At 69.4% G+C, this 25,717-nt stretch carries 19 protein-coding genes; 14 read left to right on the top strand and 5 right to left on the bottom strand.

Going from position 1 to position 25,717, the window contains the following annotated elements:
• Positions 1-188: 188 nt before the first annotated feature.
• From AC1DRO_RS13115 to hemL, 8 genes are all read left to right on the top strand, one after another.
• Positions 189-1,028 (top strand): hypothetical protein, encoded by an 840-nt coding sequence (locus tag AC1DRO_RS13115; RefSeq protein ID WP_476951125.1) that lies wholly within the window; start codon positions 189-191, stop codon positions 1,026-1,028.
• Positions 1,029-1,199: 171 nt separating this feature from the next.
• A complete protein-coding gene (gene hemQ, locus AC1DRO_RS13110) occupies positions 1,200-1,946 on the top strand; it encodes a hydrogen peroxide-dependent heme synthase (RefSeq protein ID WP_476951124.1) in 747 nt (248 codons plus the stop codon).
• On the top strand, positions 1,943-3,235 hold the full coding sequence (locus AC1DRO_RS13105) for a ferrochelatase (RefSeq protein WP_476951123.1): 1,293 nt from the start codon (positions 1,943-1,945) through the stop codon (positions 3,233-3,235). The genes hemQ and AC1DRO_RS13105 overlap by 4 nt, the downstream gene beginning before the upstream one ends.
• Positions 3,232-4,230, top strand: coding sequence for a hydroxymethylbilane synthase (hemC, locus tag AC1DRO_RS13100; RefSeq protein ID WP_476951122.1), 999 nt, complete (start codon positions 3,232-3,234; stop codon positions 4,228-4,230). The genes AC1DRO_RS13105 and hemC overlap by 4 nt, the downstream gene beginning before the upstream one ends.
• A 19-nt stretch (positions 4,231-4,249) precedes the next feature.
• Positions 4,250-5,218, top strand: a complete 969-nt coding sequence (locus AC1DRO_RS13095) for a uroporphyrinogen-III synthase (protein WP_476951121.1) — start codon at positions 4,250-4,252, stop codon at positions 5,216-5,218.
• A complete protein-coding gene (hemB, locus tag AC1DRO_RS13090) occupies positions 5,215-6,198 on the top strand; it encodes a porphobilinogen synthase (protein WP_476951120.1) in 984 nt (327 codons plus the stop codon). Before AC1DRO_RS13095 ends, hemB begins: the two co-directional genes overlap by 4 nt.
• Positions 6,195-7,295 (top strand): LLM class flavin-dependent oxidoreductase, encoded by a 1,101-nt coding sequence (locus tag AC1DRO_RS13085; protein ID WP_476951119.1) that lies wholly within the window; start codon positions 6,195-6,197, stop codon positions 7,293-7,295. The genes hemB and AC1DRO_RS13085 overlap by 4 nt, the downstream gene beginning before the upstream one ends.
• A 45-nt stretch (positions 7,296-7,340) precedes the next feature.
• Entirely contained in the window at positions 7,341-8,672 is a 1,332-nt protein-coding gene (hemL, locus tag AC1DRO_RS13080; RefSeq protein WP_476951118.1) for a glutamate-1-semialdehyde 2,1-aminomutase, read from the top strand.
• A gap of 79 nt (positions 8,673-8,751) precedes the next feature.
• Here hemL and AC1DRO_RS13075 read toward each other — a convergent pair whose 3' ends face one another.
• The 4 genes from AC1DRO_RS13075 to AC1DRO_RS13060 all read right to left on the bottom strand — a co-directional run bounded on the left by AC1DRO_RS13075 (position 8,752) and on the right by AC1DRO_RS13060 (position 12,313).
• Complete coding sequence (locus tag AC1DRO_RS13075) at positions 8,752-9,489, bottom strand: amino acid ABC transporter ATP-binding protein (protein ID WP_028277189.1); 738 nt, start codon at positions 9,487-9,489, stop codon at positions 8,752-8,754.
• Positions 9,486-10,250, bottom strand: a complete 765-nt coding sequence (locus AC1DRO_RS13070) for an amino acid ABC transporter permease (protein ID WP_028277188.1) — start codon at positions 10,248-10,250, stop codon at positions 9,486-9,488. The genes AC1DRO_RS13075 and AC1DRO_RS13070 overlap by 4 nt, the downstream gene beginning before the upstream one ends.
• Positions 10,251-10,253: 3 nt before the next feature.
• The gene (locus AC1DRO_RS13065; RefSeq protein ID WP_028277187.1) at positions 10,254-11,189 is read right to left on the bottom strand and encodes an ABC transporter substrate-binding protein; all 936 of its coding nucleotides are present in this window, start codon (positions 11,187-11,189) and stop codon (positions 10,254-10,256) included.
• Positions 11,190-11,602: 413 nt separating this feature from the next.
• On the bottom strand, positions 11,603-12,313 hold the full coding sequence (locus tag AC1DRO_RS13060) for a 3'-5' exonuclease (RefSeq protein WP_028277186.1): 711 nt from the start codon (positions 12,311-12,313) through the stop codon (positions 11,603-11,605).
• A gap of 96 nt (positions 12,314-12,409) precedes the next feature.
• Here AC1DRO_RS13060 and AC1DRO_RS13055 point away from each other — a divergent pair, with 96 nt between their 5' ends.
• From AC1DRO_RS13055 to AC1DRO_RS13045, 3 genes are read left to right on the top strand one after another with little or no spacing between them, the layout of a single operon-like run.
• On the top strand, positions 12,410-12,826 hold the full coding sequence (locus AC1DRO_RS13055) for an MGMT family protein (protein WP_476951117.1): 417 nt from the start codon (positions 12,410-12,412) through the stop codon (positions 12,824-12,826).
• Between the two features lie 26 nt (positions 12,827-12,852).
• Complete coding sequence (locus tag AC1DRO_RS13050; RefSeq protein WP_476951135.1) at positions 12,853-16,206, top strand: ATP-dependent helicase; 3,354 nt, start codon at positions 12,853-12,855, stop codon at positions 16,204-16,206.
• Positions 16,203-19,772, top strand: a complete 3,570-nt coding sequence (locus AC1DRO_RS13045) for an ATP-dependent helicase (RefSeq protein WP_476951116.1) — start codon at positions 16,203-16,205, stop codon at positions 19,770-19,772. Before AC1DRO_RS13050 ends, AC1DRO_RS13045 begins: the two co-directional genes overlap by 4 nt.
• Positions 19,773-19,849: 77 nt before the next feature.
• On the opposite strand, the gene AC1DRO_RS13040 is transcribed toward AC1DRO_RS13045, so the two are convergent.
• Positions 19,850-21,490 (bottom strand): macrolide 2'-phosphotransferase, encoded by a 1,641-nt coding sequence (locus tag AC1DRO_RS13040; RefSeq protein WP_476951115.1) that lies wholly within the window; start codon positions 21,488-21,490, stop codon positions 19,850-19,852.
• A 187-nt stretch (positions 21,491-21,677) separates the two neighbouring features.
• Between AC1DRO_RS13040 and nudC the strand changes: the two genes are divergently transcribed.
• The 3 genes from nudC (at position 21,678) to AC1DRO_RS13025 (ending at position 25,715) form a co-directional block, all read left to right on the top strand.
• Positions 21,678-22,769: an NAD(+) diphosphatase gene (nudC, locus tag AC1DRO_RS13035; RefSeq protein ID WP_476951114.1), complete on the top strand. Its 1,092-nt coding sequence runs from the start codon at positions 21,678-21,680 to the stop codon at positions 22,767-22,769.
• A gap of 181 nt (positions 22,770-22,950) precedes the next feature.
• Entirely contained in the window at positions 22,951-25,053 is a 2,103-nt protein-coding gene (locus tag AC1DRO_RS13030) for an ATP-dependent DNA helicase UvrD2 (protein WP_476951134.1), read from the top strand.
• 32 nt (positions 25,054-25,085) lie between these two features.
• Positions 25,086-25,715: a M48 metallopeptidase family protein gene (locus AC1DRO_RS13025; RefSeq protein ID WP_476951113.1), complete on the top strand. Its 630-nt coding sequence runs from the start codon at positions 25,086-25,088 to the stop codon at positions 25,713-25,715.
• The last annotated feature ends 2 nt before the right edge of the window (positions 25,716-25,717 follow it).

The raw sequence follows: 25,717 nt of genomic DNA, 5'->3' as shown, positions 1-25,717 counted from the left end.
TGAATTTGGTGAGCCTGAATTAGGCTGTCCCGAACGAGGTTCCTGAGTCCCAAACCCACCTTCAGTCACACGAATCACAGGGGTTCCAAAGGCACCCTGAACCCCTCCGGTCCCTGCGGTTTCGTGCCGGAAATTCGCGGTTTTTGCAAGTTTTTCCTGCTGGTCGATTCCGGCTAGGCTCGATGACCATGTTTATTTTCAGGTCCAAGGTGTCAACAACGAAGACCGGCCGCCATCGGGGCCTTCGAAGCGGCGCGGCGGCGGTCGTGCTCGGGGCCGTCCTGGCTGGCACCGTCGGGGCTCCTGCCTCGCAGGCGGCCGCAGGGTTGTCCGCGGCGGCGTCCACCGCGCCGTCCGCGCAGGGTTCGCTGACCCTCGGCCTCGGCGACGTGCTGGACAGCCTGCTGGGCTCCTCGACGACGCCGAGCCCCTCGCCGTCCGCCGGCTCGGGCGAGTCCTCCCCGTCGCCGTCGCGCGGCAGCAGCCCGGAACCCAGCGACCCCGAGCCCAGCGACCCTGAGCCCAGCGACCCCGAGCCCAGCGATCCCGAACCCACGGCCCCGCGCACCAGTACCCCACCGGCGTCGAGCACCCCGCCCGCGAAGGTTGCGCCGCCCGCCGGGCCGCAGGACCCCGCCGCCCCGGCTCCGGGAGCTCCCGCCGCAGGCGGATCCGCCGGGTCTGCCCCCACCGGACAGGCCCCCGGCCGGCCGGCACCGGGCAGCGCGGCCGCCGACCCGGCCGCCGATCCACAGTCCGGCACCTCAGTGCCGGCCGCGGGCAACGGTGCCGGCGCGCAGGCGACGGCCTCGAGGTCGGCCACACCGCACCCGTCCCCAACGGGTTCAAACACAGCCGGCTGGACCCAGGCGCCGGCTCCGGCCAAGGGCCACTCCGGCAACTCCTTCCTCGAGGCAACCTCGACGTTGGAACCGGCCGGCCTGTCCCCGCTGGTCGGCTGGGGCATCGGCCTGGTGGCGCTCTCGCTCGGCGCCGGCGCCGCGGTCCTCCGGATGCGCCGGAGCTGACAGGACCCGCCCCCGCGGACGCGCCCCTCACGCAGACCCGCCTCCCACGGACTCGCCTCCCGCGGACCCGCCTCCCACCTCCCGCGCCCCGCATGTGAAATAAAGCACTTCTACGCATTGTAGAAGTGCTTTTTTTCGACTTAGCTGGGGAGAGGAGGCAGACTGGTATGCATGAGCCACACTTCTGCCGAATCTGTCACTAAAACCGGAATGTCAGCCCCCGGAGAATCAGTCGCCGGGGCATCGGCGCCCGAAGATTCAACTGAGCAGTTCTTCACCCTTTGGACCGTATTCAAGCGGTCAGCGGACATCCTGCGCGGCGCCGATGCCGCTGAGGACTTCGAGGCCCTGATGAAGAGCCTCGCCGACGGCGGAGTTGTCCACCGCGGCAGCTACGACGTCTCGGCGATGCGGGCCGACGCGGACATCATGGTCTGGTTGCACGGTCCCCGGCCGGAAGCCCTGCAGCGGGCAGTGCGGGACATCCGGCGCAGCAAGCTGTTCGCCGGCACCGAGATCGTCTGGTCCGCCATGGGCGTGCACCGGGAGGCCGAGTTCGCCAAGAACCATACCCCGGCGTTCTCCCGCGGCGTGGAACCGGCGGAATGGCTCTGCGTCTACCCCTTCGTCCGCTCCTACGAGTGGTACCTGCTCCCGGACGCCGAGCGCGGCGCCATGCTCCGCGACCACGGCATGCTGGGCCGCGACTTCCCCCAGGTCATCTCCAACACCGTCTCCTCCTTCGCCCTCGGCGACTGGGAATGGATCCTCGGACTGGAAGCCCCCGAGCTCGTGGACCTCGTGGACCTGATGCGCCACCTGCGCGCCACCGAAGCCCGGCACCACGTCCGCGAGGAAATCCCCTTCTACACCGGCCGCCGCGTCACCGCCGCCGAGATTGCCGAGGTCCTGGCATGAGCCCGCTCGATCCGCAGGAATCCGCCGCCCCGGTAACCGCCGTGAACACCGTCACCGAGGCCGGCCGGATGGCCCCCAAGGAGTACGACGCCGTGCTCCTCGCCTCGTTCGGCGGACCCGAAGGCCAGGAGGACGTCATCCCGTTCCTCCGCAACGTCACCCGCGGCCGCGGCATCCCCGACGAACGGCTCGAAGAGGTCTCGCACCACTACCGCGCCAACGGCGGCATCAGCCCCATCAACGGACAGAACCGTCAGCTCAAGGCCGGCCTCGAGGCCGAACTTGCAGCCCGCGGCATCGCGCTGCCGGTGTTCTGGGGCAACCGCAACTGGGACCCGTACATCCCGCAGACCCTGCAGGAGATCTACGACGCCGGCCACCGCAAGGTGCTCATGCTCACCACGAGTGCCTACTCCTGTTACTCCAGCTGCCGCCAGTACCGCGAGGACATCGGCATGGCGCTGACCGAAACCGGGCTCGACGGCAAGCTCGAGGTCGACAAGGTGCGCCAGTACTTCGACCACCCCGGGTTCGTGGAACCCTTCATCGAGGGAACCGGGGCCGGCCTCGCCGACGTCCGTGCCCAGCTGGCCGCGGCCGGCACCCCGGACGCCCCCGTGCACATCCTGTTCGCGACGCACTCCATCCCGACCCGCGACGCCGAGGCCGCCGGCCGGTCCGAGGGCGAGCCGCGCACTTTTGAGGAAGACTCCGCCTACGCCGCACAGCACCTGGCCTCCGGTACCGAGATCATCCGCCGGGTGGAAGACGCGACCGGCCTGACCGCACCCTGGTCCCTCGTCTACCAGTCCCGCTCCGGCGCCCCGCACGTGCCGTGGCTCGAACCGGACATCAACGACGCCATCGAGGAGCTCGCGGGCCAGGGCGTCAAGGGCATCGTGATTGTGCCGCTGGGCTTTGTCAGCGACCACATGGAAGTGGTCTGGGACCTGGACACCGAGGCGCTTGAGACCTGCGCCCGGCTGGAACTGGCCGCAACCCGTGTCCCCACGCCCGGAACGCACCGCAAGTTTGTCGCCGGGCTTGTGGACCTCATCTGCGAGCGGACCGTCGCGAACAATATTGCCGAGCGGCCGCACCTGACCAACCTCGGCCCCTGGTACGACGTCTGCCGTCCCGGCTGCTGCGCTAACTTCCGCGGCGAAAAACCCACCATCGCCGGAGCCGACACCACCGTCGGGACCGGACACGATCCCTACCCGGCCGCCCCCGCGGCGGCGGGAAGGGCAGCCGCGGCTGCTGCTGCGGCGGGCCAGGGGACCGCATGAGCGTCCGGATCGGCACGCGCGCCAGCAAACTCGCCCTGACCCAGACCCAGCAGACCGCGGACCAGCTGGCCGCCGTCGGCGGGTTCCCCGTGGAGCTGGTCCATATCCGGACCGACGGCGACGTCCTCAAAGGCTCGCTGTCCCAGATGGGCGGTACCGGCGTCTTCGTCGCCGCGCTCCGCGACGCCCTGTTGCAGGACACCTGCGACATCGCCGTGCATTCGCTCAAGGACCTCCCGACCGGTCCGGCCCTCGGCCTGAGCCTCGCGGCCACACCCCAACGCGTCGACGTCCGGGACGTGCTGTGCGCCCGCGACGGGCTGAAGCTCGCCGACCTGCCGAGGGGCGCGAGCGTCGGCACCGGCTCCCCGCGCCGCGCGGCCCAGCTCCGTGCCGTGCGCCCGGACCTGGACATCCGCGACATCCGCGGCAACGTGGACACCCGGCTGGGACGCGTCCCCGGGCTGTCGGGCAACACGAACGATGCCGTCGTTGACGGCAAGTCAAACGACCTCGACGCCGTCGTGCTCGCAGCCGCTGGACTGCACCGGATCGGCCGGCTCGACGCGGTCAGCGAATACCTCGAGACGGACATCATGCTGCCGGCCGCCGGGCAGGGTGCCCTGGCCATCGAATGCCGCACCGCCGACGCCCCCCGCCGGGCAGGGTCCACGGAAGGCTCCCAGGGCGTGCTGGCGCAGGCCCTCGCGGCCCTCGATGATCCGGACACCCGGCTCGCCGTCACGGCGGAACGGGCTTTGCTGGCCCGGCTGGAGGCCGGATGCGCCGCCCCGGTGGGCGCCTACGCCTACCGCAAGGGCAGCATGCTGTACCTCGAAGCGGTGGTCTGCGCCGTCGACGGCACGGCAACCGTCCGCGACAAGAAGGCCACCGACGCCCTCACCGAGGTCGGGGCAACGCTGCTCGGGATCGAGCTGGCGGAAGTCCTGCTGGCCCGCGGCGCCGCGGACATCGCGGACCTGACAGCCTCCTGAACCACGGATCCACCACTTCATGGCACCGCACAGCGACCGCAACCACACGGGCGGCCCAACCGGCATGAGGGTGCCGGAGGGCGCCCGCGTGCTGGTTGCCCGCAGCCCGGACCGCGCGGGGGAACTCGTCACGGCCCTGCGCCGTGTCGGCGCCGAGCCGCTGCTGCTCCCGCTGATTGACTTTGAGCAGGCCAGCGACCAGCACTCCCTCGACGTCGCCTTCGACGCCCTCGGCGCCGGGGCCTACACGTGGCTCGTGATCAGCAGCGTGACCACGGTCCAGGCCCTTGAGGCGAAAGCCGCGGAACGCGGCGCCTCCCTCAGTAGCTGGCTGCCCGGCAGCATCCTCGTGGCCACGATCGGCCCGGCGACCCGCCGTGAGCTGGAGTCCCGGGGCATCAGCGTCGACCTTGCACCCACGGGCCAGCAATCCGGCACGGGCCTGCTCGACATCTGGCCCGCGAACCAAGGCAGCGTGCTCCTGCCCCAGGCGGACATAGCGGACCCGCGGCTGCGCAAGGGCCTCGAGGCCCGCGGTGCGGCCGTCCAGGCCGTCACCGCGTACAACACCGTCGACTATCCTGCCGATCCGCGGCGGGCGCTGCCCGCATTCCCGCCGGCCCCGCCACAGGCGACCATGTCGCAGGGGATCAGTCCGGCCGGGCAGGACGCGCCGCCGCCCACCGTGCTCACCACGGCCGAGGCGAAAGCCGAAATCGGGGCCGGGCGGCTGCACGCCGTCGTCGCCGCCTCCCCGAGCGCCGCCCGCCGCATCCACGCGGACATCGGCCCGCTGGGCACCTGCCGTTTCGTCGCCATCGGACGCTCGACGGCGGCCGAGGCGGCCTCCCTCGGACTCAGCGTCGACGCCGTCGCCGAAGAGCCGACGGCGTCCGGCCTGGTTGCCGCAGTCGTCCGGTCTCTTGACCACCAGCAGCCCCCACCGCATCCGTCAGCCGCAGAGCCCTCAGCAAAGGACACCATATGAGCTTCCCGACCCACCGCCCCCGCCGGCTCCGCACCACCCCGGCCATGCGCCGGCTGACGGCCGAACACCGGCTCTCAGCCTCGGAGCTCATCCTGCCGGCCTTCATCCGCGAAGGCCTGAGTGAGCCCAACCCGATCGCCTCGATGCCCGGCGTGCAGCAGCACACCACCGATTCGCTCAGGCGTGCCGCGGCCGAGGCTGTCCAGCTGGGTGTCGGCGGCATCATGCTGTTCGGCGTCCCCGCCGTACGGGACGCGCGCGGGACGGCGTCGCTGGACCCCGGCGGCGTGCTGAACAAAGCCATCCGCGACGTCCGCGCCGAGGTCGGCGACGACCTCGTGGTCATGAGCGACGTGTGCCTGGACGAATTCACCGACCACGGCCACTGCGGTGTCCTGGACGCCAACGGCTATGTCGACAACGATGCCACCCTGGAAATCTACGGCCAGATGGCGGTTGCCCAGGCCGACGCCGGCGCCCACGTCCTGGGCCCGTCGGGCATGATGGACGGCCAGGTCGCCGTGATCCGGCAGGCCCTCGAGGACGCCGGGCACGCCAACACCGCCATCGTGGCCTACGCAGCGAAATACGCCTCCGCGTTCTACGGCCCGTTCCGCGAGGCCGTCGACTCGCAGCTGACCGGCGACCGCCGCACCTACCAGATGGACGCCGCCAACCGCCGGGAGGCCATCCTCGAGGTGGACCTGGACCTGGCCGAAGGCGCCGACATGGTCATGGTGAAGCCTGCCATGAGCTACCTGGACATCCTCGCCGACGTCGCCGCCATGAGCCCGGTCCCCGTGGCCGCCTACCAGATTTCCGGCGAGTACTCGATGATCGAGGCCGCCGCCGCAAACGGCTGGATCGACCGCCGGGCCGCCATCACCGAGTCCGTCCTGGGCATCAAGCGCGCCGGCGCCAACATGGTGCTGACCTACTGGGCGAGCGAGCTCGCCGGCTGGCTGAAGGAAACCCGATGAACACGGCCCCCGAATCCGCGGATGCCCCGCTCAATTCCATACCCACCGCGCCGGTGGGGCCCAACCGCATCCTCCTGGGCCTGAACACCTTCGGCGACGTCGGGGTCTTCCCGGACGGCCATCCCGTCCCGCACGCCCAGGTGCTGCGCCAGCTCCTGGAACAGGCCGAACTCGCGGACCAGATCGGCCTGCACGCCTTCGCGGTGGGGGAGCACCACCGCCGCGACTTCGCGGTCTCCGCCCCGGAGGTATTCCTGGCCGCGGCGGCCGCCCGCACCAAGAACATCCGTCTCGGCTCGGCCGTGACAGTGCTCAGCTCCGATGACCCGATACGGGTGTTCCAGCGCTTCGCCACCGTGGACGCCATCTCCGGCGGCCGGGCAGAGGTCATGCTGGGCCGCGGCTCCTTCATCGAGTCTTTCCCTCTGTTCGGTCTGGACCTGGCGGACTACGAGGTCCTGTTCGAGGAAAAGCTCGAGCTCTTCGACAAGGTCCGGGCGCAGAAACCGGTCCACTGGGAGGGACGTACCCGGCCGGCCATCAGCGGCCTGAGCGTCTACCCGCCGCTGGAACACCACCTGCTGCCGACCTGGATCGGCGTCGGCGGCACGCCCGAGTCGGTGCTGCGCTGCGCCGAGTATGGCTACCCGATCATTTTCGCGATCATTGGCGGCCAGCCGCGGTCCTTCGCGCCCCTGGCCAACCTCTACCGTGAGGCCATGGCCAAGTACGGGCACCCGATGCAGCAGATGGCCACGCATTCGCCCGGCCACGTTGCCGCCACGGATGAGGAAGCCCGCGAGGAGTTCTTCCCGCACTGGCTACAGCAGCGGAACCGGATCGGGGCCGAACGCGGCTGGGGCCCGGCCAGCCGGGGCGAGTTCGACGCGATGTGTACGCCTGAGGGGGCCCTCTATGTCGGGTCACCGGAAACCGTGGCCGCGAAGATTGCCCTGCTCAAAAAGAACCTGGGGGTGGACCGCTTTGATCTCAAGTACAGCAACGGCACCCTGCCGCACGCGGCCATGATGCGCTCCATTGAACTGTTCGGCACCGAAGTGGCGCCCCGCGTGGCCGCGTTGCTGAGCGCCAACTGAACTGGCCGCGAACTGACTTCGCCGCGAACTGAAAGAATAGGAACCATGACTTCCAGCATGCCTCGCAACGAGGAACTCTTCGACCGTGCCCGCCAGCTGATGCCGGGCGGCGTGAACTCGCCCGTGCGCGCCTTCGGCTCTGTGGGCGGGACGCCGAGGTTCATGGTGTCCGCCAAGGGTGCCTACCTGACCGACGCCGACGGTGCCGACTACGTCGACCTCGTCTGCTCTTGGGGCCCGGCGCTGCTGGGACACGCCCACCCGGAGGTCCTGGCAGCCGTGCACGCCGCCGTCGACCGCGGTCTCTCCTTCGGCGCCTCCACGCCGGACGAGGCCAACCTTGCCGCAATCGTCAAGGAGCGCGTCCCGGCCGCCGAGCGCGTCCGGATGGTCTCCACCGGCACCGAGGCGACCATGACGGCCGTCCGGCTCGCCCGCGGCTTCACCGGCCGCAACCTCATCATCAAGTTCGCCGGCTGCTACCACGGCCACCTCGACGGCCTCCTCGCCGCCGCAGGCTCCGGCCTGGCGACCCTCGCGCTGCCCGGCTCAGCCGGGGTCACCGCCGCGACCGCCGCCGAGACGCTCGTGCTGCCCTACAACGACCTCGGCGCCGTCGAAGCCGCCTTCGCCAAGCACGGTGGCAGCATTGCCGCCGTCATCACCGAAGCCGCTCCCGCCAACATGGGCGTGGTCACCCCCGGCGACGGCTTCAACGCCGGCCTTGCCCGGATCACCCGCGAACACGGCGCCCTGCTGATCCTCGACGAGGTCCTGACCGGCTTCCGCACCGGCTACTCCGGCTACTGGGGCCTCACCGGCGGCGCCGCCGGTGCCGCCCAGCCGTGGACCCCGGACCTGCTGACGTTTGGGAAGGTGATTGGCGGCGGAATGCCGACGGCGGCCCTCGCCGGACGCGCGGAGGTCATGGACTACCTGGCGCCCTTGGGCCCCGTCTACCAGGCCGGGACGCTGAGCGGTAACCCGGTGGCCATGGCCGCCGGGGTCGCGACCCTCACGCACGCCACCCCCGAGGTCTATTCGTTCGTGGATGCCCGCTCGCTGGAACTCTCCGCGGCGCTGTCCTCCGCACTCGATGCGGCCGGCGTGGACCACTCCATCCAGCGCGCAGGCAACCTGTTCTCCGTGGCCTTCGGCACGGGCGCCCGGGGTGTCCACAACTACGAGGACGCCCAGGGCCAGGAAGTGTTCCGCTACGCCCCGTTCTTCCACTCCATGCTGGACTCCGGCGTCTACCTGCCGCCGTCGGTCTTCGAGGCCTGGTTCCTCTCCGCCGCCCACGACGACACCGCGATGAACCGGATCTTCGACGCCCTCCCGGCCGCGGCGAAGGCGGCCGCCGGCGCCAAGCCATAGCCTCAGCCCTTAAATGACTGATGGCACCCGCCGCTGCGGGTGCCATCAGTCATTTAAGCTGCCGGGACGCTGGCGCGAACTACAGAACGTCCGCGAGGAACCCCTGCAGCCGCTCGGTCCGAGGGCTGGTAAAGATCTGTTCCGGGGGACCGGACTCGACGACGACGCCCGCGTCCATGAACGTCACAGTGTCCGAGACATTGCGGGAGAAGCCCATCTCGTGGGTCACTACCACCATGGTCATGCCGCCCTTGGCGAGGTCGGCCATCAGCGCCAGCACACCCTTGACGAGCTCGGGGTCGAGGGCGGAGGTGGCCTCATCGAAGAACATCACCTCCGGCTTCATGGCCAGGGCGCGGGCAATGGCGACACGCTGCTGCTGGCCGCCGGAGAGGTTGGCGGGACGGGCGTCGGCCTTGTGTTTGAGCCCCACCAGGTCGAGCTGCTCGAGTGCCTCGGCCCGGGCCTGCTCGGCCGGCAGCTTGCGCAGCTTCCGCAGCGCCAGCGAGACGTTGTCCACCACGGTCTTGTGCGGGAACAGGTTGAACTGCTGGAACACCATCCCGATCCGCTGGCGCAGCTCGTCCGGGTTGTCCTTCAGGACCGAGCGGCCATCGAGCAGGATGTCGCCCTGATCCGGTTCGATCAGGCGGTTCATGACACGCAGCAGCGTGGACTTCCCTGAGCCGGAGGGGCCAATCACCGAGGCGGTGGTGCCCTTCTCGACATGAAGGTCGATGCCGCGGAGGACATGGTTGGTGCCGAAGGACAAGTGCAGGTTCTTGCCGGTCAGCGAGCCGGAGGCGAATTCGCTCATGGCTGTGCTCCCTTCCCGATCAGGGCCGCGGCGTCGTCCGGCTGCCGTTTCTCCGGACGGCCGGTGCGCAGGCGCTTGTCGATGTAGTTGACCAAGTGGGTGAGCGGAACGGTCAGGATGAGGTACATGAACGCGGCGGCAACCAGTGGCGAGAGGTTTCCCGTATTGGCGGCGGCGTCGTTACCGATCCGGAAGATCTCGCGCTGGCTGGCGATCAGGCCCAGCAGATAGATCAGGGACGAGTCCTTGATCAGCGCGATGAACTGGTTGACCAGGGCCGGGAGCACGCGCCGGACGCCCTGTGGAATCACCACGAGGCGCATAGACGAGCCATAGCTGAAGCCCAGGGCCCGGGACGCCTCCAGCTGGCCCTTTTCCACGCTCTGGATGCCCGAGCGGAAGATCTCGCCGATGTAGGCCGCCGCCATGAGCGTCAGGGCGAAGATGGCCAGCGGGAACGGGTTCGTGGATCCGGTCGCTACCCGGACTATGGGTCCGAGCCCGAGGCCGATGAGGAGGATGATGACAATAGCCGGAACGCCGCGGAAGATGTCCGTGTAGATCCGGGAGAGCCACCGCAGCGGCGTCAGGCGGGACGTGCCCATGACGGCCAGGACCATGCCCAGGATGCACCCGAGCACGCCCGAGGAAACCGCCAGGATCAGGGTGTTGGGCAGGCCGAACATAATCATGTTCGGCAGGACGGCTGCCATCGCCTCCCAGTCAAAGAAGGTCTTTACGAGTTGATCGAGTGCATCCATGGACTAGGACTTCGGAACGGTGACGGCCTTGGAGCCCGGGGACCACGTGGCCGGGGTCTCGCGGTCCGGGTACCATTCCTTGGTCAACTTGGACCAGGTGCCGTCAGCAATCACGGCGTCGAGGCCGGAGTTCAGCGCGTCAATGAGCGGCTGGTTTTCCTTGTTCACGGCGTACGCGGTGAAGTTCTGGGTGTTCACAACCGACTCGGCGATGACCGTGCCGTCGCCTTCCTTGACCTGGCCGGTGGCCTGCTGGGACGGAGCGACCCAGGCGTCAACCTGACCGTTCTTCAAGTTGGCGTAGGCGGTGTTGTAGTCCTCGAAGCGGACGGGTTCGATCTGGAGGGTGTTGGTGACGTAGTCATCCTGCACCGTGCCCTGGACCACGGCGATGCGGGTGTCCTTGGTCAGGTCCTTGAACCCCTTGATGTTGGAGTCCTTCTTGGCGACGACGGCCATGTAGCCGAAGTCGTAACCGTTGGTGAAGCCGACGGTCTTACGGCGCGCGTCGGTGGTGGAGATCGAGGAGGACCCGAGGTCGAACTGCTTGTTCTGGACCTGGGCGAGCAGCGAGGCGAAGCCGGTCGCCTTGAACTCCACCTTGAGGCCCAGCTTGTCCGCAATGGCGCGCAGGAGCTCGTTGTCGTAGCCGGTGAACTTGCCCGACTTATCGATGTAGATGTTCGGCGGGGCGTCCGAAAGGGTGCCCACAGTCAGGGTTCCCTCGCTGATAAGGCCGAGCTTGGACTTGTCAATCTTGTCCAGGGGAGTGACGTCCTTGGTGGTGTACTTGTCCAAGGACTTCTGGTCGCTGCCCTGGAGGGCATCCGTCGGTGACGCCGTTGACTGGGCCGAACCGCCGCCGCAGGCTGCAAGGGAAACCGCCACGGCGATGGCCACGGGAACGGTGGTCAGCCACTTCAAGGCTTTGCTTTTCATCACGCAATCACTTTCGTCTGAAATTCAGTGGGTCGCGGGAGGCTCATCGGGCCCCCGGCCGCTGGCTTGGGCGCCGGGTGGAGCAGACACGCCGCGAAAGATAATTGTGTCATTCGACGTGGACGCCCATTCAATCCGAACAGATCAGAGCTGGTGTGTGCGTTCTGCGAACTATCTTCAGGTTCATGTGTGATCGGCGGTGATCCTGATAGTGCTGGCCGGGTGACGCGGAATCATCGGCGCCGGAGCGGGCGGCAAGTGGAAGCCCCGGGCGGTGTGACCTCCGTCGCAATCACTGGATTTGCGCGCAGCGGCGGACTAGTTAAGCCCGTTCCGCCGGCGAACGTTTCGTTTTAAGAAGTGTTCCCGCGCCGCCGGCGCCCAGGCGTCCGGAATCCCCGCGTTCGGAAATCCTAGAAGTCGCCCCGGCTGGCATCCTCGGGAGGCAGGACGGGCCAGTCGCCTTCGATCACGGCGGCCGGCTTCGTCTTGCGCAGGTAGCTTTGGAAGTCCGCGGCCTGGGCAGAGGCCCATTCGACCTGGAGTTGGTGCAGGTTGCCCGCCGGCATCCTGAGCTTGGGGAATTTTCCGGCCATGGCATCGAGCATCCGAAGGGTTGCCAGGGCATCGGCCGCGGAAGTATGCGCGTTGTCCAGATTGACGCCGTACTCCTCGCACAAGGCGGTGAGCGTGCGCTTGCCCTTGCGGTAGCGGTCCACCTGTTTGTTCATGACGTACGGATCGAGCACGGGGAAGCGGCTCAACTGAGGGACGCCGTAGCGGGCAGACTCGGCGGCGAGCACCGTGAAGTCGTAGCTGGCGTTGAAGGCGATGACCGGCACACCCGTGTCGAAAAGCTCCTGGAGCACGGCGGCGACCTCCCGCGTCACTTCCGCGGCGGGGCGGCCCTCGCTGCGGGCTTTCTCGGTGGTGACGCCGTGGATGTCGCTGGCCTCGGTGGGAATCTCAACCCCGGGGTCGGCGAGCCACTCGTGTTCCTGGACAATCCCGCCGTCGGAGTCCACCACGGTGATGGATGCTGTGACAATCCGCGCCGCGCGGGAGTTCCGCCCCGTGGTTTCGAGGTCGAAGGCTGCGCGGGGGAGGGTGTTCCAAGTGCTCATGCTTCAACCGTAACTGCTGCCACTGACAGTTCCTGACCGCCGTGCCGCGTGCCGCCCGGGCACGGTTCCGGAGTCCGGAACGGCTAGGCTGGACCGATGCGGACGGAGTATGTGGAGGCGGTGCTGGAGCTCGTGGCGTTGATCCCGGCCGGCACAGCGGTGGCCTATGGCGACGTTGCGGAACTCCTCGGCGCCGGCGGCCCGCGCCAGGTCGGATCGGTCATGAGCCACTATGGCAGCAGCGTGCCCTGGTGGCGCGTCCTGAAATCCAGCGGGGACGCCCCGCCCGGCCTGGAGCACGAGGCATTGAGCCTTTATCTGCAGGAGGGGACGCCGCTGCTGGGCCGCTACGAGGACTTCCGCCGGACCGGCGAGGGGCGCTGGCGTGTTGACCTGGCCTCCGGCCGGTGGGCGCCCACCGACGCCGATTTCGACCGGATCGATGCCATCGCGGAGCGGCTCGAGCGGGAGTCGCATAAATTGTCGGTACCCGATGATGAAATGACTGTGTGAGTACCCCCAGCCACCTCGAACCAAGCCTGCAGCGGTCCGGGTCCCGTCCCCTTCCCGGGGCGGGGCGCGCAACGGGAGCGGGGCTGCGCCTGTTGCCGCCCCGGACCCAGCACAGCGCGGTGCCGGTGCTGTCACCGGACCAGCTCGCCGCCGTCGAGGTCCCGCCCGGCTCCGGCCCCGTCCTGGTGCCCGGCGCGCCCGGCACCGGCAAGTCGACGGTCCTTGTCGAGGCTGCCGTCCGCCGCACCCTGCGCGATGGCCTGGATCCGGAGCGGATGCTCATCCTGGCTCCCGGGCGGCTCGCCGCGGATACGCTCCGCGACCGGTTCACGGCCCGCCTGGACCGGAGCCTGAGCACGACGCCGGCACGGACCTGGGCGTCATATGCCTTCGATCTGATCCGCCGTGCCAAGGCCGAAGGCCTCCTGCCGCTTCCGCGCCAGCCGAAGCTGCTCTCCGGCCCGGAACAGGACCTGATCATCAAGGAACTGCTGGAGGGCCATGCGCTGCCCGGCCTCGAGCTGCCCTGGCCCGAGGACCTGGGCGCCGCCCTGCAGACCCGCGGTTTCCGGCAGGAAGTGCGCCAGCTCTTTGACCGGATCATCGAATCCGGGCGGACCGCCGAGGACCTTGCAGCCTTGGCCCGGCAGTGCAACCGGCCGGACTGGATTCCGGCGGCCGCCCTCTACTCCGAATACCGCGATGTCCTGGACCTGCGCATGCCCGAGGCCTTCGACCCCGCCGGCATCATCACTGCCGCGCGCCAGATCTTCCAGGACTCACCCGATTTCCTCGCCGCCGAACGCGACCGCCTGCAGCTGATTCTTGTGGATGACATCCAGGAGGCGAACCCGGCGGTCTTCGAATTGCTCGCCGACATCGCCGCCGGCAAGGATGCCATCATCACTGCTTCGCCGGACACCGTGGTTCAGGGCTTCCGCGGGGCGCGCCCCGATCTCGTGGCGGAGCTTCCCGGCCTCCTGGCCCCTGATGGGACGATCCTGGAACGACCTCTGTGGACGGCGCATCGGCAGGACCCGGCCGTGGCGGAGGCATGGCTGTCAGTGGCCGGGCGCATCTCCCGCAGGTCCGGCGGGCAGTCCGCCCGCCGGCTGGAACAGCCCGGACCAGTGCCGGCGCCGGACGGCCAACCAGTCCCGACACCGGACAGAGCCGCCGGCGCCCGCGAGGGGACGGTCGAGGCCCACCTGTTGCCGTCCCCGGTCCACGAGCTGCGGTATGTGGCCCAGCGGATCCTCGAAGCGCAGCTGAACGACGCCCGGGAACTCGGGGACATCGCCGTGATCGTGCGCAACGGCGGCCAGCTCAGCCAGTTGCAGCGATACCTGGCCGGCCAGGGGATCCCCGTCCGGATCCCGGTCGCCGAATCCGCCGTCCGGGACGAGGTCGCGGTCCGTCCGCTGCTCGATGCCTATGCGGTGGCCCTGGACCCTGCCGTGCTCACACCCGAGTCAGCGGTGTCCTTGCTGACGTCCCGGATAGGCGGCGCCACCGCGATTGAACTGCGGAGGCTGCGGCAGTCGCTGCGCCGGGAGGAACTCCTGGGCGGCGGCGGGCGCACCAGCGAGGCGCTGCTGGTCGAAGCCCTGCTGGAGCCGGGAGCGCTCGCAACGCTGGGCATCGAGGGTCACTCGGCCCGCCGGATTGCCCGGATGATCGCAGCGGGCCGGGACGCCGCCGGTGCCCCCGGAGGCAACGCCGAGACGGTGCTCTGGGCGCTTTGGCATTCCACCGGCCTGGCCTCCCGCTGGACCGACGCCGCCCTCGCCGGAGGCTCAGCCGGTGCCCGGGCCGACCGTGACCTTGATGCCATGATGGCGCTGTTCCATACCGCGGAACGCTTTGTGGACCAGCTGCCGGGTTCCGGCCCGGAGCAGTTCCTTGAATACCTGCTCAGCCAGGAACTTCCCATGGATACCCTGGCCGCCCGGGCGCAGCTGGAAGACGCGGTGGAGCTCATGACCCCTGCCAGCGCGGCCGGCCGCGAATGGCCGGTGGTCATTGTGCCCGGACTTCAGGAAGGCGTGTGGCCCAACACCCGGTTGCGAGGCGAGCTGCTCGGCAGCACGTTGTTCGCCGACGCCGTCGAGCACGGCGTGGAGTATGCCCTGCGACTGGATCCGCAGAGCCGGCTGCGCGAAATACGCTATGACGAGCTCCGGAGCTTTTCCACGGCAGTGTCCCGCGCCCGGGAGGTGCTGATCTGCACGGCGGTGTCCTCGGAGGACGAGCAGCCGTCCTCGTTCCTGGACTATGTGGCGCCGTTGCGGCCCGGGCAGGACCGCCGGGGCTTTACCCCGGTCGAGCGTCCGCTGACCCTCCGGGCGCTGGTCGCGGAACTGCGGCAGTACGCCCAGCTCGACCCGAGGGCGGCCGAATCGGCGGAAGCCGCGGCCGTGCTGGGGGGCCTGGCCACGGCCCAGCCGCCGGTTCCGGGCGCGCACCCCGCGAGCTGGTGGGGGCTGGCGGAGTTGTCCTCGGAGGAGGCGGTGGTTCCGCCGGGCGGTACCGTGTTCGTGTCGCCTTCGAAGGTCGAAACCGTGCAGAAATCTCCGCTGGACTGGTTTGTCCAAGCCGCCGGCGGTGAAGCCGCCACCGATTTTGCCCGCAGCCTCGGAACGCTGGTCCACGCCATTGCGCAGGACCTCCCGGACGCCTCGGGAAGCGAATATGTCGCCGAACTCGTCCGGCGCTGGCCCACGCTGGGGATGAAGGACAACTGGGAAGGCAAACTGGACTTCCAGCGAGCCGAGTCCATGGTCCGCAAGCTCGCCCAGTATGTCCTCGTGATGCGCAGCGAGGGCCGGAGCCTGATCGGCGTCGAACAGGACTTTGAGGTGAAGCTGCCGGACGTTCCAGCGGAAGCCGCTTCCACACAGGCCGGATCCGATCCGGGCGAGGGCGGAAGCGCCGGTCCGGCGCGGCCCGCCGTGCTCAGGGGCCAGGTCGACCGGCTGGAGATCGACGCCGAGGGCCGGCTGGTGATCATCGACCTCAAGACCGGCAAACGCCAGCCCGGCAAAGCGGATCTGGACCGGCACCCGCAGCTCGGCGCCTACCAGGCCGCCGTGCTGGCCGGCGGCTTCGCGGGTCCCGACGACGGTCCGCCGCCGCTGCCGGGCGGCGCCGTCCTGGCCCAGCTGGGCACCACCACCAAGAGCCCCGGCATCCAGGCCCAGGCACCGCTGGATCCGCAGGACAACTGGGCACTGGAGATGGTCGGCGACGCCGCCCGCGTAATGTCCGGCAGCGTTTTCCAGGCCCGCCACGATCCGTCCAAGGGAGGCCACGGCGGCCACGGCTGCCGGCTCCCTGAAGTGTGCCCGCTGTGCGTGCGGGGAAAGCAGGTTACTGAATGAGCCCCGAGGCGCCGGCAAGCGGCCCGTCCGACCCGCATCCGTCACCGGCTCCCCTTCCCGCGCCCCCTCCCGAGCCGCGGTTCAGCCCGGAAGAGCTGTCGGCACTGCTGGGGGAGGGGAACAGCCCCACGGCTGAACAGTCCCTGATCATTTCCTCGCCCCTCACGCCGCGGCTCGTGATCGCCGGGGCGGGCTCGGGGAAGACCGCCACCATGGCGGACCGGGTGGTGTGGCTCGTCGCCAACGGCTGGGTCCGGCCGGAGGAAGTCCTCGGCGTCACCTTCACCCGCAAGGCCGCCGGTGAACTCGCCTCGCGGATCCGGGCCAAGCTGGCCGCGGTGGCGCGCATCGCGGCGGCCGACACCGGGAACACGCTCTTCCCTGCCGGGCTGCTGAGCGCGGATGCGCTCGAACCCAAGGTCTCCACCTACCACTCGTATGCGAGCGGCATTGTGTCCGACTACGGTCTCCGCCTCGGCGTCGAACGCGACGTCGTGCTGCTCGGCGGCGCCCAGTCGTTCCAGCTCGCCAGCGAGGTGGTGGAAGCCTTTGACGGGGACTACGAACACTTCCGGTCCGCCAAATCGACGCTCGTCAAGGCCGTGATCCAGCTGGCGGGAGAGTGCTCCGAGCATTTGCAGGACCCGGCCCAGGTCCGTGGCTGGCTGTTGGAACGGGTCGCCGCGTTCGAGTCGCTCCCGTATGTCGCAGAAGCTAAGAAGAACCCCACCCAGGCCGCGGGCGAGCTCAGCGCGATGCTTCGCACGCGGGCCAGCGTCGCGGACATGGTGGGCCGCTATTCCGAGGCGAAGCGCGCCCGCGGCGCCCTGGACTTCGGTGACCTGGTGGCCCTGGCGGCGCGGGTGGCCAGTGAGATTCCGGTCGCCGCCCAAACGGAGCGCCAGCGTTACAAGGTGGTGCTGCTCGATGAGTTCCAGGACACCTCGCACGCCCAGTTGGTGTTGTTCTCCCGGCTCTTCGGCGACGGCCATGCGGTTACGGCGGTGGGGGACCCGAACCAGTCCATCTATGGATTCCGGGGAGCGTCCGCCGGGCAACTCTTCCATTTCGTCCGTGAATTCCCGATCCTCGTCAGCGGCGAAGGCAAGGACACCGCCCACGGCGGCGAGGGGGACCGGGGCAGCTCGCGGGACCGGGGCAGCGGGCAGGCCCGGCGCTTTGCCGTGGCGCCCACCTCTTACTTGACTACAGCGTGGCGCAACGGACGCCACATCCTGGCCACGGCCAACCTCATTTCGGCGCCGCTGAGCAAGGCGGCGGCGAACCTCGGGGCCGCCGGGGCCCGGGAAAGCGCCGACGCCGTCGAGGTCCCGCCACTGCAGCCCAGCCCGGCCGCGGTGGACGGCAGGGTGGTGATGGGACGGTTCGCCACGGACGAAGCCGAGGCCGCGGCGATCGCCGGCGACGTGCTGAAATTTCGCGTGACAGACTTCGACGCCGCGCACTCCGCCGACCCGGTTCCGCCGGCCATGGCTGTCCTGTGCCGGCGCCGGGCGCAGATGGAATGCATTCGCCGCGAGTTCGAAGTCCGGGGCATTCCCTACGAAATCGTTGGGCTCGGCGGGCTGTTGGACACGCCGGAAATCATCGACCTTGTCGCTACGCTCCGGGTCCTGGCCGACCCGGGCCGCTCGGACTCCCTCATGCGCCTGCTGGCCGGCGCGCGGTGGCGGATCGGCCCGGCGGACCTGATGGCCCTCCGGGACTGGTCCAGTTTCCTGGCCCGCCGTCGCGGCCGCCCCGGCGGCCTGGACGCCGGCGACGCCGGGGGTGCTGTAGAGGATTCTGACGACGCCGTGATCGAAGGCGACATCACGGACGCCGCCAGCCTGGTCGAGGCCCTGGACTGGCTGCCCCGCGACGGCTGGACCTCGGCGCACGGACGTAGACTGAGCCCGGAGGCCCGGGACCGTCTGCAGCGGCTCTCGGACGAGCTCCGGCAGTTGCGCAGCTACATGGGCGACGACCTCACCACTTTGCTCGGGGAGGTCGAACGGGCGATGCTCCTGGACATCGAAGTTGCGGCGCGACCCGGGACCAGCATCCATCAGGCCCGCCGTAACCTGGACGCCTTCCAGGACGCGGCGGCCGGGTTCCTGCACACCTCCCAGCGGGTCGACGTCCTGGCGTTCCTTGCATGGCTGGAAGCCGCGGCGGCCGAGGAAAACGGTCTGGATGCCGCAGCGCCGGAGGTCAACCACGAAGCCGTCCAGCTGCTGACCGTGCATGCCTCCAAGGGGCTGGAATGGGATGTCGTGTTCGTTCCCGGGCTCAATTCCGGGGCGTTCCCCAGCAGCCGTGACTCGCGGTGGAGCAGCGGCAGTGCGGCACTGCCGTGGCCGTTGCGCGGCGATCGTACCGATTTGCCCCAATGGGACCTGGACCAGCCGGACCAAAAAGGCTGGCTTGACGCCGAGAAGGAGTTCAAGTCTGCCGTCCAGGCGCACGGCGAGGCCGAGGAACGGCGCCTGGCCTACGTGGCGTACACCCGTGCCAAACACGTGCTCTGGCTATCGAGTGCTGCGTGGGTGGGGTCCCGGGCCGGTTTGGCGGAGATGTCTCCCTTCCTTGCCGGGCTCGAGGGCCTCACCGCCGACGGCGCGGCCGAAATCCATCCGCTATCCGTCACCGAGGACGCGCTGCCGGCCGAAAGCCCCCTGACCTCTGAACTCGAAGTCGCCGCCTGGCCCTATGATCCGCTGGAGGGCCCGCATGACCCCCGGACGGGAAAACGGCTGCGGCTTGTCCCGGGCCGGCGGGCGGCCATGGAATCCGCAGCGGTCCGCGTCCTGCAGGCCATGGCCGCCGGCCCGGATGGCGCGGAGGCCGGAAAACGTCCCGTCCTGCGCAGTCCTGCCGCCGGTTGGGCGCAGGAGGCGGCCACTTTGCTGGAACGCCGCTCCCGGCGTTCGGTGGTCCAGGATGTGCATCTGCCCGGGCACATCTCGGCGTCGACTCTCGTGGACCTGGAAGATGACCCAGGCTCCGTTGTGGCCCGCCTGCGCAGGCCGATCCCGCGCGAACCGGGGATGTCGGCCCGCAAGGGCACGGCCTTCCACGCCTGGGTGGAGGAATACTTCGGCGCCGCCGGGATGCTGGACCTGGGTGAGGCCGCCGGCGCTGACGACCACATCGACGAGGCCTACGGCCTGGATTCCATGGTCGAAACTTTCCGTCAGTCCGAGTGGGCCCAGCGCGCCCCCGCCCACGTCGAGGTCCCGGTCGAGACACGGATCGGCGACGTCGTGGTCCGGGGCAGGATCGACGCCGTGTTCCGCGACGCCGATGGCCGCTGGGATCTCGTGGACTGGAAGACCGGCCGCCGCCCCTCGGCGGCCCAATTGAAGGTCAAGGCAGTCCAGCTCGCCGTCTACCGGCTGGCCTGGGCCCGGCTCAAGGGGGTCCCGTTGGAGGACGTCCGGGCCGCTTTCTACTACGTGGCCGACAACCAGGTGGTCCGCCCCCATGACCTCGGATCAGCGGAAAAGCTTGAGGAAATCGTGGCGGCGGCGCTGGGGAGGACAGCGACGCACAGCGGCGCCTAGCGGATGTCATCCGGCCGGAGAAAATCCGCCGAACGAGCCGGGCGGGGCAGTATACCTGAACCGCCCGGCAGCCGGCGCTAGCGGGACGCGGAGTCGACCACCGTGATCGCGGCGGTTGACGTGTTGTCACCGGACCCGGGCTCCGCACCGGACCCGGGCTCCGCCGCGGTCTCGGGCTGTACAGGGGAGTCGCGCTGCACAGCGGTCTCGGGCTGTAAGACAGAGCCGGGCTGGACGACGGTGATCGATTGCGTCGACGTGTCGGTGCCGGCCGCAACCGCGGCCCCGGTGTCGCTGTCACCGGCCTCACTGACCTTCCCGGCGTCCGGGTCGGGGGCAGCCGCCTGCGGGGCGCCGTCCAGCGCGGCATCAGCGCTGGAGGACTCGGAGGACTTGGCGGCGCCGGGGATTGTAGTGATGTCGGCGGACGCACCTGCGGCCTTACTGGCGCCTGGCTCGGCGCTCGCCTGGTCGCCTGTGTCTGCGGCTGTGTCTGCGACGGGCTGGGGGACAGCCGCCGGCTCGCCAGCCCCCGTTTCGCGGGGGATAGGCGTGACGTGCACCGCGGGGCTGGCACTGATGCCGGCCGTGGCCTCATCAGCCGGAGCGCTGCCCGGGACCGGCTCCATGGGCAGAAGCGTGACCTTGCTGACGGCGGGCGTCGTCCCGTTGGCCGCAGGGGCCGGCGCGGCCGGGACCGTCGGCGCATCGACATGAGCACCGGCGTCGGCAATGTCTTGTTCTGTGCCGGGTTCGGGTGCCGCGACCGGCTGCGGCAGCGGTTCCACGCTGATCGGCTGGCCGCCGTGTTCGGCCACGTCCTCGGCCAGTGTGGCGAGCATGGATTCCGCCTCGTCGATCATTTCCTGGTTGCCGGCGGCCATGCCCTTGACCAGATACTGCGCCAGGGCGAATTCGGCAGAGAGCGCGGCCCGCCGCAACAGGTGCGCATCGGGCACGTCGCGACGGCTGGAGGTGTAGTGATCCAGGACCGCGTTCACAAAGTCCTGTTCGTTGGAGGCGACCAGCCAGGCCATGTCGTCCGCCGGGTCACCGATGCGCAGGTCGGTCCAGCCCGTCACCGCGGTCACACGCTCACCCTCGACCAGCAGGTTGTCCTCGTGGAGGTCGCCGTGAACGACGCACGGATTGAAGCGCCAGAGCGAAACGTCTTCCATGGCGTGTTCCCAGCGCCGCAGCAGCAGCGGCGGGATTTTTCCGGTCGTGGCCGCCTGGTCCAGTTCATTGAGGCGCCGCTGGCGGAATTCGTTGGGCGTGTAGCTGGGCAGATCGGCGTTGCTCACGATTGACCGCGGGAGGTCATGGATCGCGGCCAGGGCCGCCCCGATTTCGCGGGCCAGCGCGGGAGAGCCGTTGCTGAGCTCGTCCAGGGAGCGGGTGGCGCCGGCCAGGTGCGAATAGACAAACGTGCTGAGCTGGCCTTGCCGGACCGTTCCCGCCACTGTGGGCATGAGGAACGGGAGCTCGGCCCGGATGCCGGGAGCGAAGGCCCGCAGCACCAGGAATTCGGTTTCCAGCCGGGCGCTCGCTTCGGCATGCCGGGGGGAGCGGACGCGCCAACGCTTGCCCTCAGAGTCCAGGAGGAGGGCCGCGTCGAAGTCCGCCGGATCGTCGGGCGCAGAGCTGACGGCGGTCGGGGTCAGGCCGGGTACCGCCGCCGTTGCTACAGCTGCCAGTTCGATTGGTTTCCTTCTCACCCTTCCACGGTAGATTGAGCGGCGCCCAAGTCGGCGATGCACTCCGGCGAGTCTTGAGATCGGGGACAAATCGGAGGGAAATCAGCGCTGAATCCCGGGCAAGCGGCCTGTCCCGCACACGTTGTGGAGCCCCCGGCGGCCCGGTCGGCAAATGTCAATTGTCTGCCCGAGTCAGTACGGTGGGTGTATGAGTCTTGCGGAGTCAGCGGCATCTTCATCGGCATCACAGCAAACACCCTCCGAATCCCCGGCATCCGACGGTGCGGCACCGCCGGTACATCTCCTGCCGGCAAACCACCTCATGGAGACCGTCCTTCCCGTGCGCCCGGCCCTGATCGACCGCGGATCCGCGGCACGGGTGAAACCCGGAATGCTCGCGGAGCTGGTCGATTCAGGCGCGGCGCAGGCCGTTGTGCTCTCCGGCAGGCAGGCCCTCGTCAGCGGCAACAGCCTCGTGCTCCTCAACGCCGCCGAGCTCTCCGGGCACCTGGCCAACACCCCGTACGCTCCCGAACACGTGATTTACCTCGGTTCCGCCCTGGCCGGTTCGGACCTCGACGCCGGCACCGAGCTTGTCCTCTTTGTCCTCCCGCTTCAGTTCGAAGTCCAGGCCGAGGAATTCGAGGCCCACGTGGCCGGCGTTCCCAGCGATGCGCAGTGGGTGGGTTTCCGCGAAGTCGCGGCACGCCTGAACGCCACGGACACTGCGCTGTTCATCGAAGCCAGCGCCATCGCCAACTGGCACTCCACCCACACGCACTGCCCGCGCTGCGGCACCCCCACGCAGCCGGAAGCCGGCGGCTGGGTCCGGCGCTGCCCGGCCGATAATTCCGAGCACTTCCCCCGGACGGATCCGGCCATCATCGTCACCGTGGTGGGCCCCGACGGGAGACTGCTGTTGGGCGGAGGCGGACCGCTCGACGCCCGGAACTATTCGACCCTCGCCGGCTTCGTCGAACCGGGGGAATCGCTCGAACAGGCCGTGCAGCGCGAAATCGGCGAGGAAGTCGGGGTCCGCGTCACCGCGTCCCAGTACCTTGGATCGCAGTCCTGGCCGTTTCCCGCCTCCCTGATGCTCGGCTTCACGGCCACCACGCCGGACACCGAAGCCCGGCCCGACGGCGTCGAGGTCACCAGGGCACGGTGGTTCAGCCGGAGCGAACTGCAGGACGCCGTCCTCAGCGGCGAAATCGTCATTTCCAGCAGGCTCTCCATCGCCCGGTCCCTCATTGAACACTGGTTCGGCGGCGTCATTCAGGACGCCGCCGACAGCGCCTGACACTGCCCTCTACAGGCTGACACCGCCTGCCCCAATCCGCAGGACACCGACTACCGACTGAGCAGCAAAAGTGACCACAGAGAAATTGAACTTCAGCACCATCCCCGGCGGGGAACCGTCGGGCGGCACGACGTCGGGCGATGCCCCGCCTGGCGATGCCCCCGAACCTGACGGCCGTTCGCTGGAGGAACGGATCCTCGGCGGCCTCGACGCTGAGCAGCGCGAGGTCGCCAGCACCCTCCAGGGGCCCATGTGTGTCCTGGCCGGTGCCGGGACCGGCAAGACCCGCGCCATCACGCACCGGATCGCCTACGGCGTGCACTCAGGGGTGTACAGCCCGCAACGGCTCCTCGCTGTCACCTTCACGGCGCGGGCTGCCGCCGAGATGCGCAGCCGGCTCCGTGACCTCGGCGTCGGCAACGTTCAGGCCCGCACCTTCCACGCCGCGGCGCTGCGCCAGTTGCAGTTCTTCTGGCCGCAGGCGGTCGGCGGCACCTTGCCCAACCTGCTGGACCACAAGGCACAGATGATTGCCGAGGCCGCGCGGCGGCTCCGGCTCAGCACGGACCGCGCCTCCATCCGGGACCTCGCCTCCGAAATCGAGTGGGCCAAGGTATCCATGCTGACCCCGGCGAACTATCTGGAGAACGCCCAGGGCCGGGGCAATCCGGGCGGCTTCGACCTGACCGCCGTTGCACGGGTCTTCCAGTCCTATGAGGACGTCAAGACCGACCGCAACGTCATCGACTTCGAGGACGTGCTGCTGATCACCGTGGGGATCCTGCAGGAGGACCCAAAGGTGGCAGCGACCGTCCGGGAGCAGTACCGGCACTTCGTCGTCGACGAGTACCAGGATGTTTCGCCGCTGCAGCAGCGGCTCCTGGAGCTGTGGCTCGGCGGACGCGACGAGCTCTGCGTCGTGGGCGATGCCAGCCAGACCATCTACTCCTTCACCGGCGCGTCTCCGAAGCATCTGCTCGGGTTCAAAGCGATGTATCCCGAGGCGCACGTCGTTAAGCTGATCCGGGACTACCGGTCCACGCCGCAGGTTGTCAGGCTCGCCAACGACCTCCTCGCCGGCCGGCGCAGCGGCGGCCCGGTGGCGGACGCCGCCTGGGCCACGCCTTTGCAGCTCGTGGCGCAGCGGCCGGCGGGCCCGGTGCCGCGGTTCACCGAATGCTCGGATGACGAGGCGGAGGCCGCCACTGTCGCCGCACGGATCCGCGAGCTCCTCGACACCGGAACTCCGGCGAGCCAGGTCGCCGTGCTCTTCCGCACCAACGGGCAGTCCGAAGCCTACGAACAGGCGCTGGCCTCGGCGGGGATCGGCTACCAGCTGCGCGGCGGTGAGCGGTTCTTCGCGCGGAAGGAGGTCCGGGACGCCATCCTGCAGCTCCGGGCCGCGACCCGGGCGGTGGCTGAAACCGCCACGCCCGAGCCGCTTGGGCAGCTGGTCCGGGACATCGTCGCCTCCCTGGGCTACACGGACGCGGCGCCGCACAGCGGCGGCGCTCTCCGGGAGCGCTGGGAATCGCTGGCCGCCCTCGTGGCCCTGGCCGACGAACTCGTGATCAGCAGGGGCCCGCAGTTCTCGCTCCCGGACTTTGTCAACGAGCTCCAGGAACGGTCCCTGGCCCAGCACGCACCGACCGTGCAGGGCGTTACCCTGGCATCGCTGCACGCCGCCAAGGGCCTGGAATGGGACGCCGTGTTCCTGGTCGGGCTGAGTGAGGGCCTCGTGCCGATCTCGTTCGCGGACACTCCGGAAGCGGTGGACGAGGAACGCCGGCTCCTGTACGTCGGGATCACCCGCGCCCGCGAACACCTGTCCCTGTCCTGGTCCACTGCCCGGACGCCCGGCGGACGCGCCAACCGCAAGCCCTCGCGCTTCCTGGACGGCCTGCGCCCCGACTCGGTGGCCAGCTCCCACCTGCGGGGCAAGGGCCCGGCGCCGCGCCGGAAGGCGGCCGTTCCGGCGTCGTGCCGGGTCTGCGGCAGCATGCTCTCCAGCGGCGCGGAGCGCAAGGTGGGCCGCTGCAACCAGTGCCCGCCCAGTTACGAGGAACAGACGTTCGACGCGCTCAGGCAGTGGCGGAAGGACGTGGCCCTTGAGGCGGACGTCCCGGCGTTCGTGGTGTTCACCGATGCCACCCTGACCGCCATCGCCGAGGCACGCCCCGAGTCGCTGGAGCAGTTGGCCAAACTCGCCGGCGTGGGTCCATCCAAACTGGAGAAGTACGGCGAGGCCGTTCTGACAGTCCTGGCCGAAAGCACGGTTCAGTGATGCCCGGTTCCGTGAAGCCTGGGGGTTCAGTGATGTCCGGTTCAGTTCCGGCTGCCATTCCGCTGACCACCGCCGACGGCGCCCCGGTCGTGGTCCGCCGCTCTGCACGCCGACGCCGCACGGTCGCCGCGTTCTGGGAGGACGGCACCGCCGTCGTCGCCATCCCCGCGTCCTTCAGCAGGGCGCAGGAACGGGAGTGGGTCCATCGCATGCTGGAAAAACTCCGCCGCCAAGGGGACCGGGCGGCGCGGGGTTCCGGCCGGCGCCGCCCCCGCAGCGATGCCGACCTTGCCGCCCACGCCGCGGATCTGTCGGCGAAGTACTTGGGCGGCAGGGCGGTGCCCTCCTCAGTCCGCTGGGTCACCAACCAGAATTCGCGATGGGGTTCCGCGACGCCGTCCGAAGGCACCATCCGGCTCTCGGCGAAGCTGCAGCCCATGCCGCAGTGGGTGATCGACTACGTGTTGCTCCACGAACTGGCCCACCTCCTGGTGGCCGGCCACGATGCCGCCTTCTGGAGGTTGCTGACGGCGTACCCGGAGACTGAGCGCGCCAAGGCCTTCCTGGAAGGGGTCTCGTTCGCCACCTCACGCGGCATGGCACCCGACGGCGGACACGGCGAAGCCCCGGACGGAACCGAAATCCCGGCCGGGGCCTACTAGCG

It is taken from the genome of Arthrobacter sp. P4_F11, from assembly GCF_056401395.1.
This window is presented reverse-complemented; position numbering and strand designations above follow the sequence as displayed.

Bases quoted from the DNA above. Each gene is read 5' to 3' on its own strand.
- AC1DRO_RS13115 (WP_476951125.1), top strand. From the start codon at position 189: ATGTTTATTTTCAGGTCCAAGGTGTCAACAACGAAGACCGGCCGCCAT.
- hemQ (WP_476951124.1), top strand. From the start codon at position 1,200: ATGAGCCACACTTCTGCCGAATCTGTCACTAAAACCGGAATGTCAGCC.
- AC1DRO_RS13105 (WP_476951123.1), top strand. From the start codon at position 1,943: ATGAGCCCGCTCGATCCGCAGGAATCCGCCGCCCCGGTAACCGCCGTG.
- hemC (WP_476951122.1), top strand. From the start codon at position 3,232: ATGAGCGTCCGGATCGGCACGCGCGCCAGCAAACTCGCCCTGACCCAG.
- AC1DRO_RS13095 (WP_476951121.1), top strand. From the start codon at position 4,250: ATGGCACCGCACAGCGACCGCAACCACACGGGCGGCCCAACCGGCATG.
- hemB (WP_476951120.1), top strand. From the start codon at position 5,215: ATGAGCTTCCCGACCCACCGCCCCCGCCGGCTCCGCACCACCCCGGCC.
- AC1DRO_RS13085 (WP_476951119.1), top strand. From the start codon at position 6,195: ATGAACACGGCCCCCGAATCCGCGGATGCCCCGCTCAATTCCATACCC.
- hemL (WP_476951118.1), top strand. From the start codon at position 7,341: ATGACTTCCAGCATGCCTCGCAACGAGGAACTCTTCGACCGTGCCCGC.
- AC1DRO_RS13075 (WP_028277189.1), bottom strand. From the start codon at position 9,489: ATGAGCGAATTCGCCTCCGGCTCGCTGACCGGCAAGAACCTGCACTTG.
- AC1DRO_RS13070 (WP_028277188.1), bottom strand. From the start codon at position 10,250: ATGGATGCACTCGATCAACTCGTAAAGACCTTCTTTGACTGGGAGGCG.
- AC1DRO_RS13065 (WP_028277187.1), bottom strand. From the start codon at position 11,189: ATGAAAAGCAAAGCCTTGAAGTGGCTGACCACCGTTCCCGTGGCCATC.
- AC1DRO_RS13060 (WP_028277186.1), bottom strand. From the start codon at position 12,313: ATGAGCACTTGGAACACCCTCCCCCGCGCAGCCTTCGACCTCGAAACC.
- AC1DRO_RS13055 (WP_476951117.1), top strand. From the start codon at position 12,410: ATGCGGACGGAGTATGTGGAGGCGGTGCTGGAGCTCGTGGCGTTGATC.
- AC1DRO_RS13045 (WP_476951116.1), top strand. From the start codon at position 16,203: ATGAGCCCCGAGGCGCCGGCAAGCGGCCCGTCCGACCCGCATCCGTCA.
- nudC (WP_476951114.1), top strand. From the start codon at position 21,678: ATGAGTCTTGCGGAGTCAGCGGCATCTTCATCGGCATCACAGCAAACA.
- AC1DRO_RS13025 (WP_476951113.1), top strand. From the start codon at position 25,086: ATGTCCGGTTCAGTTCCGGCTGCCATTCCGCTGACCACCGCCGACGGC.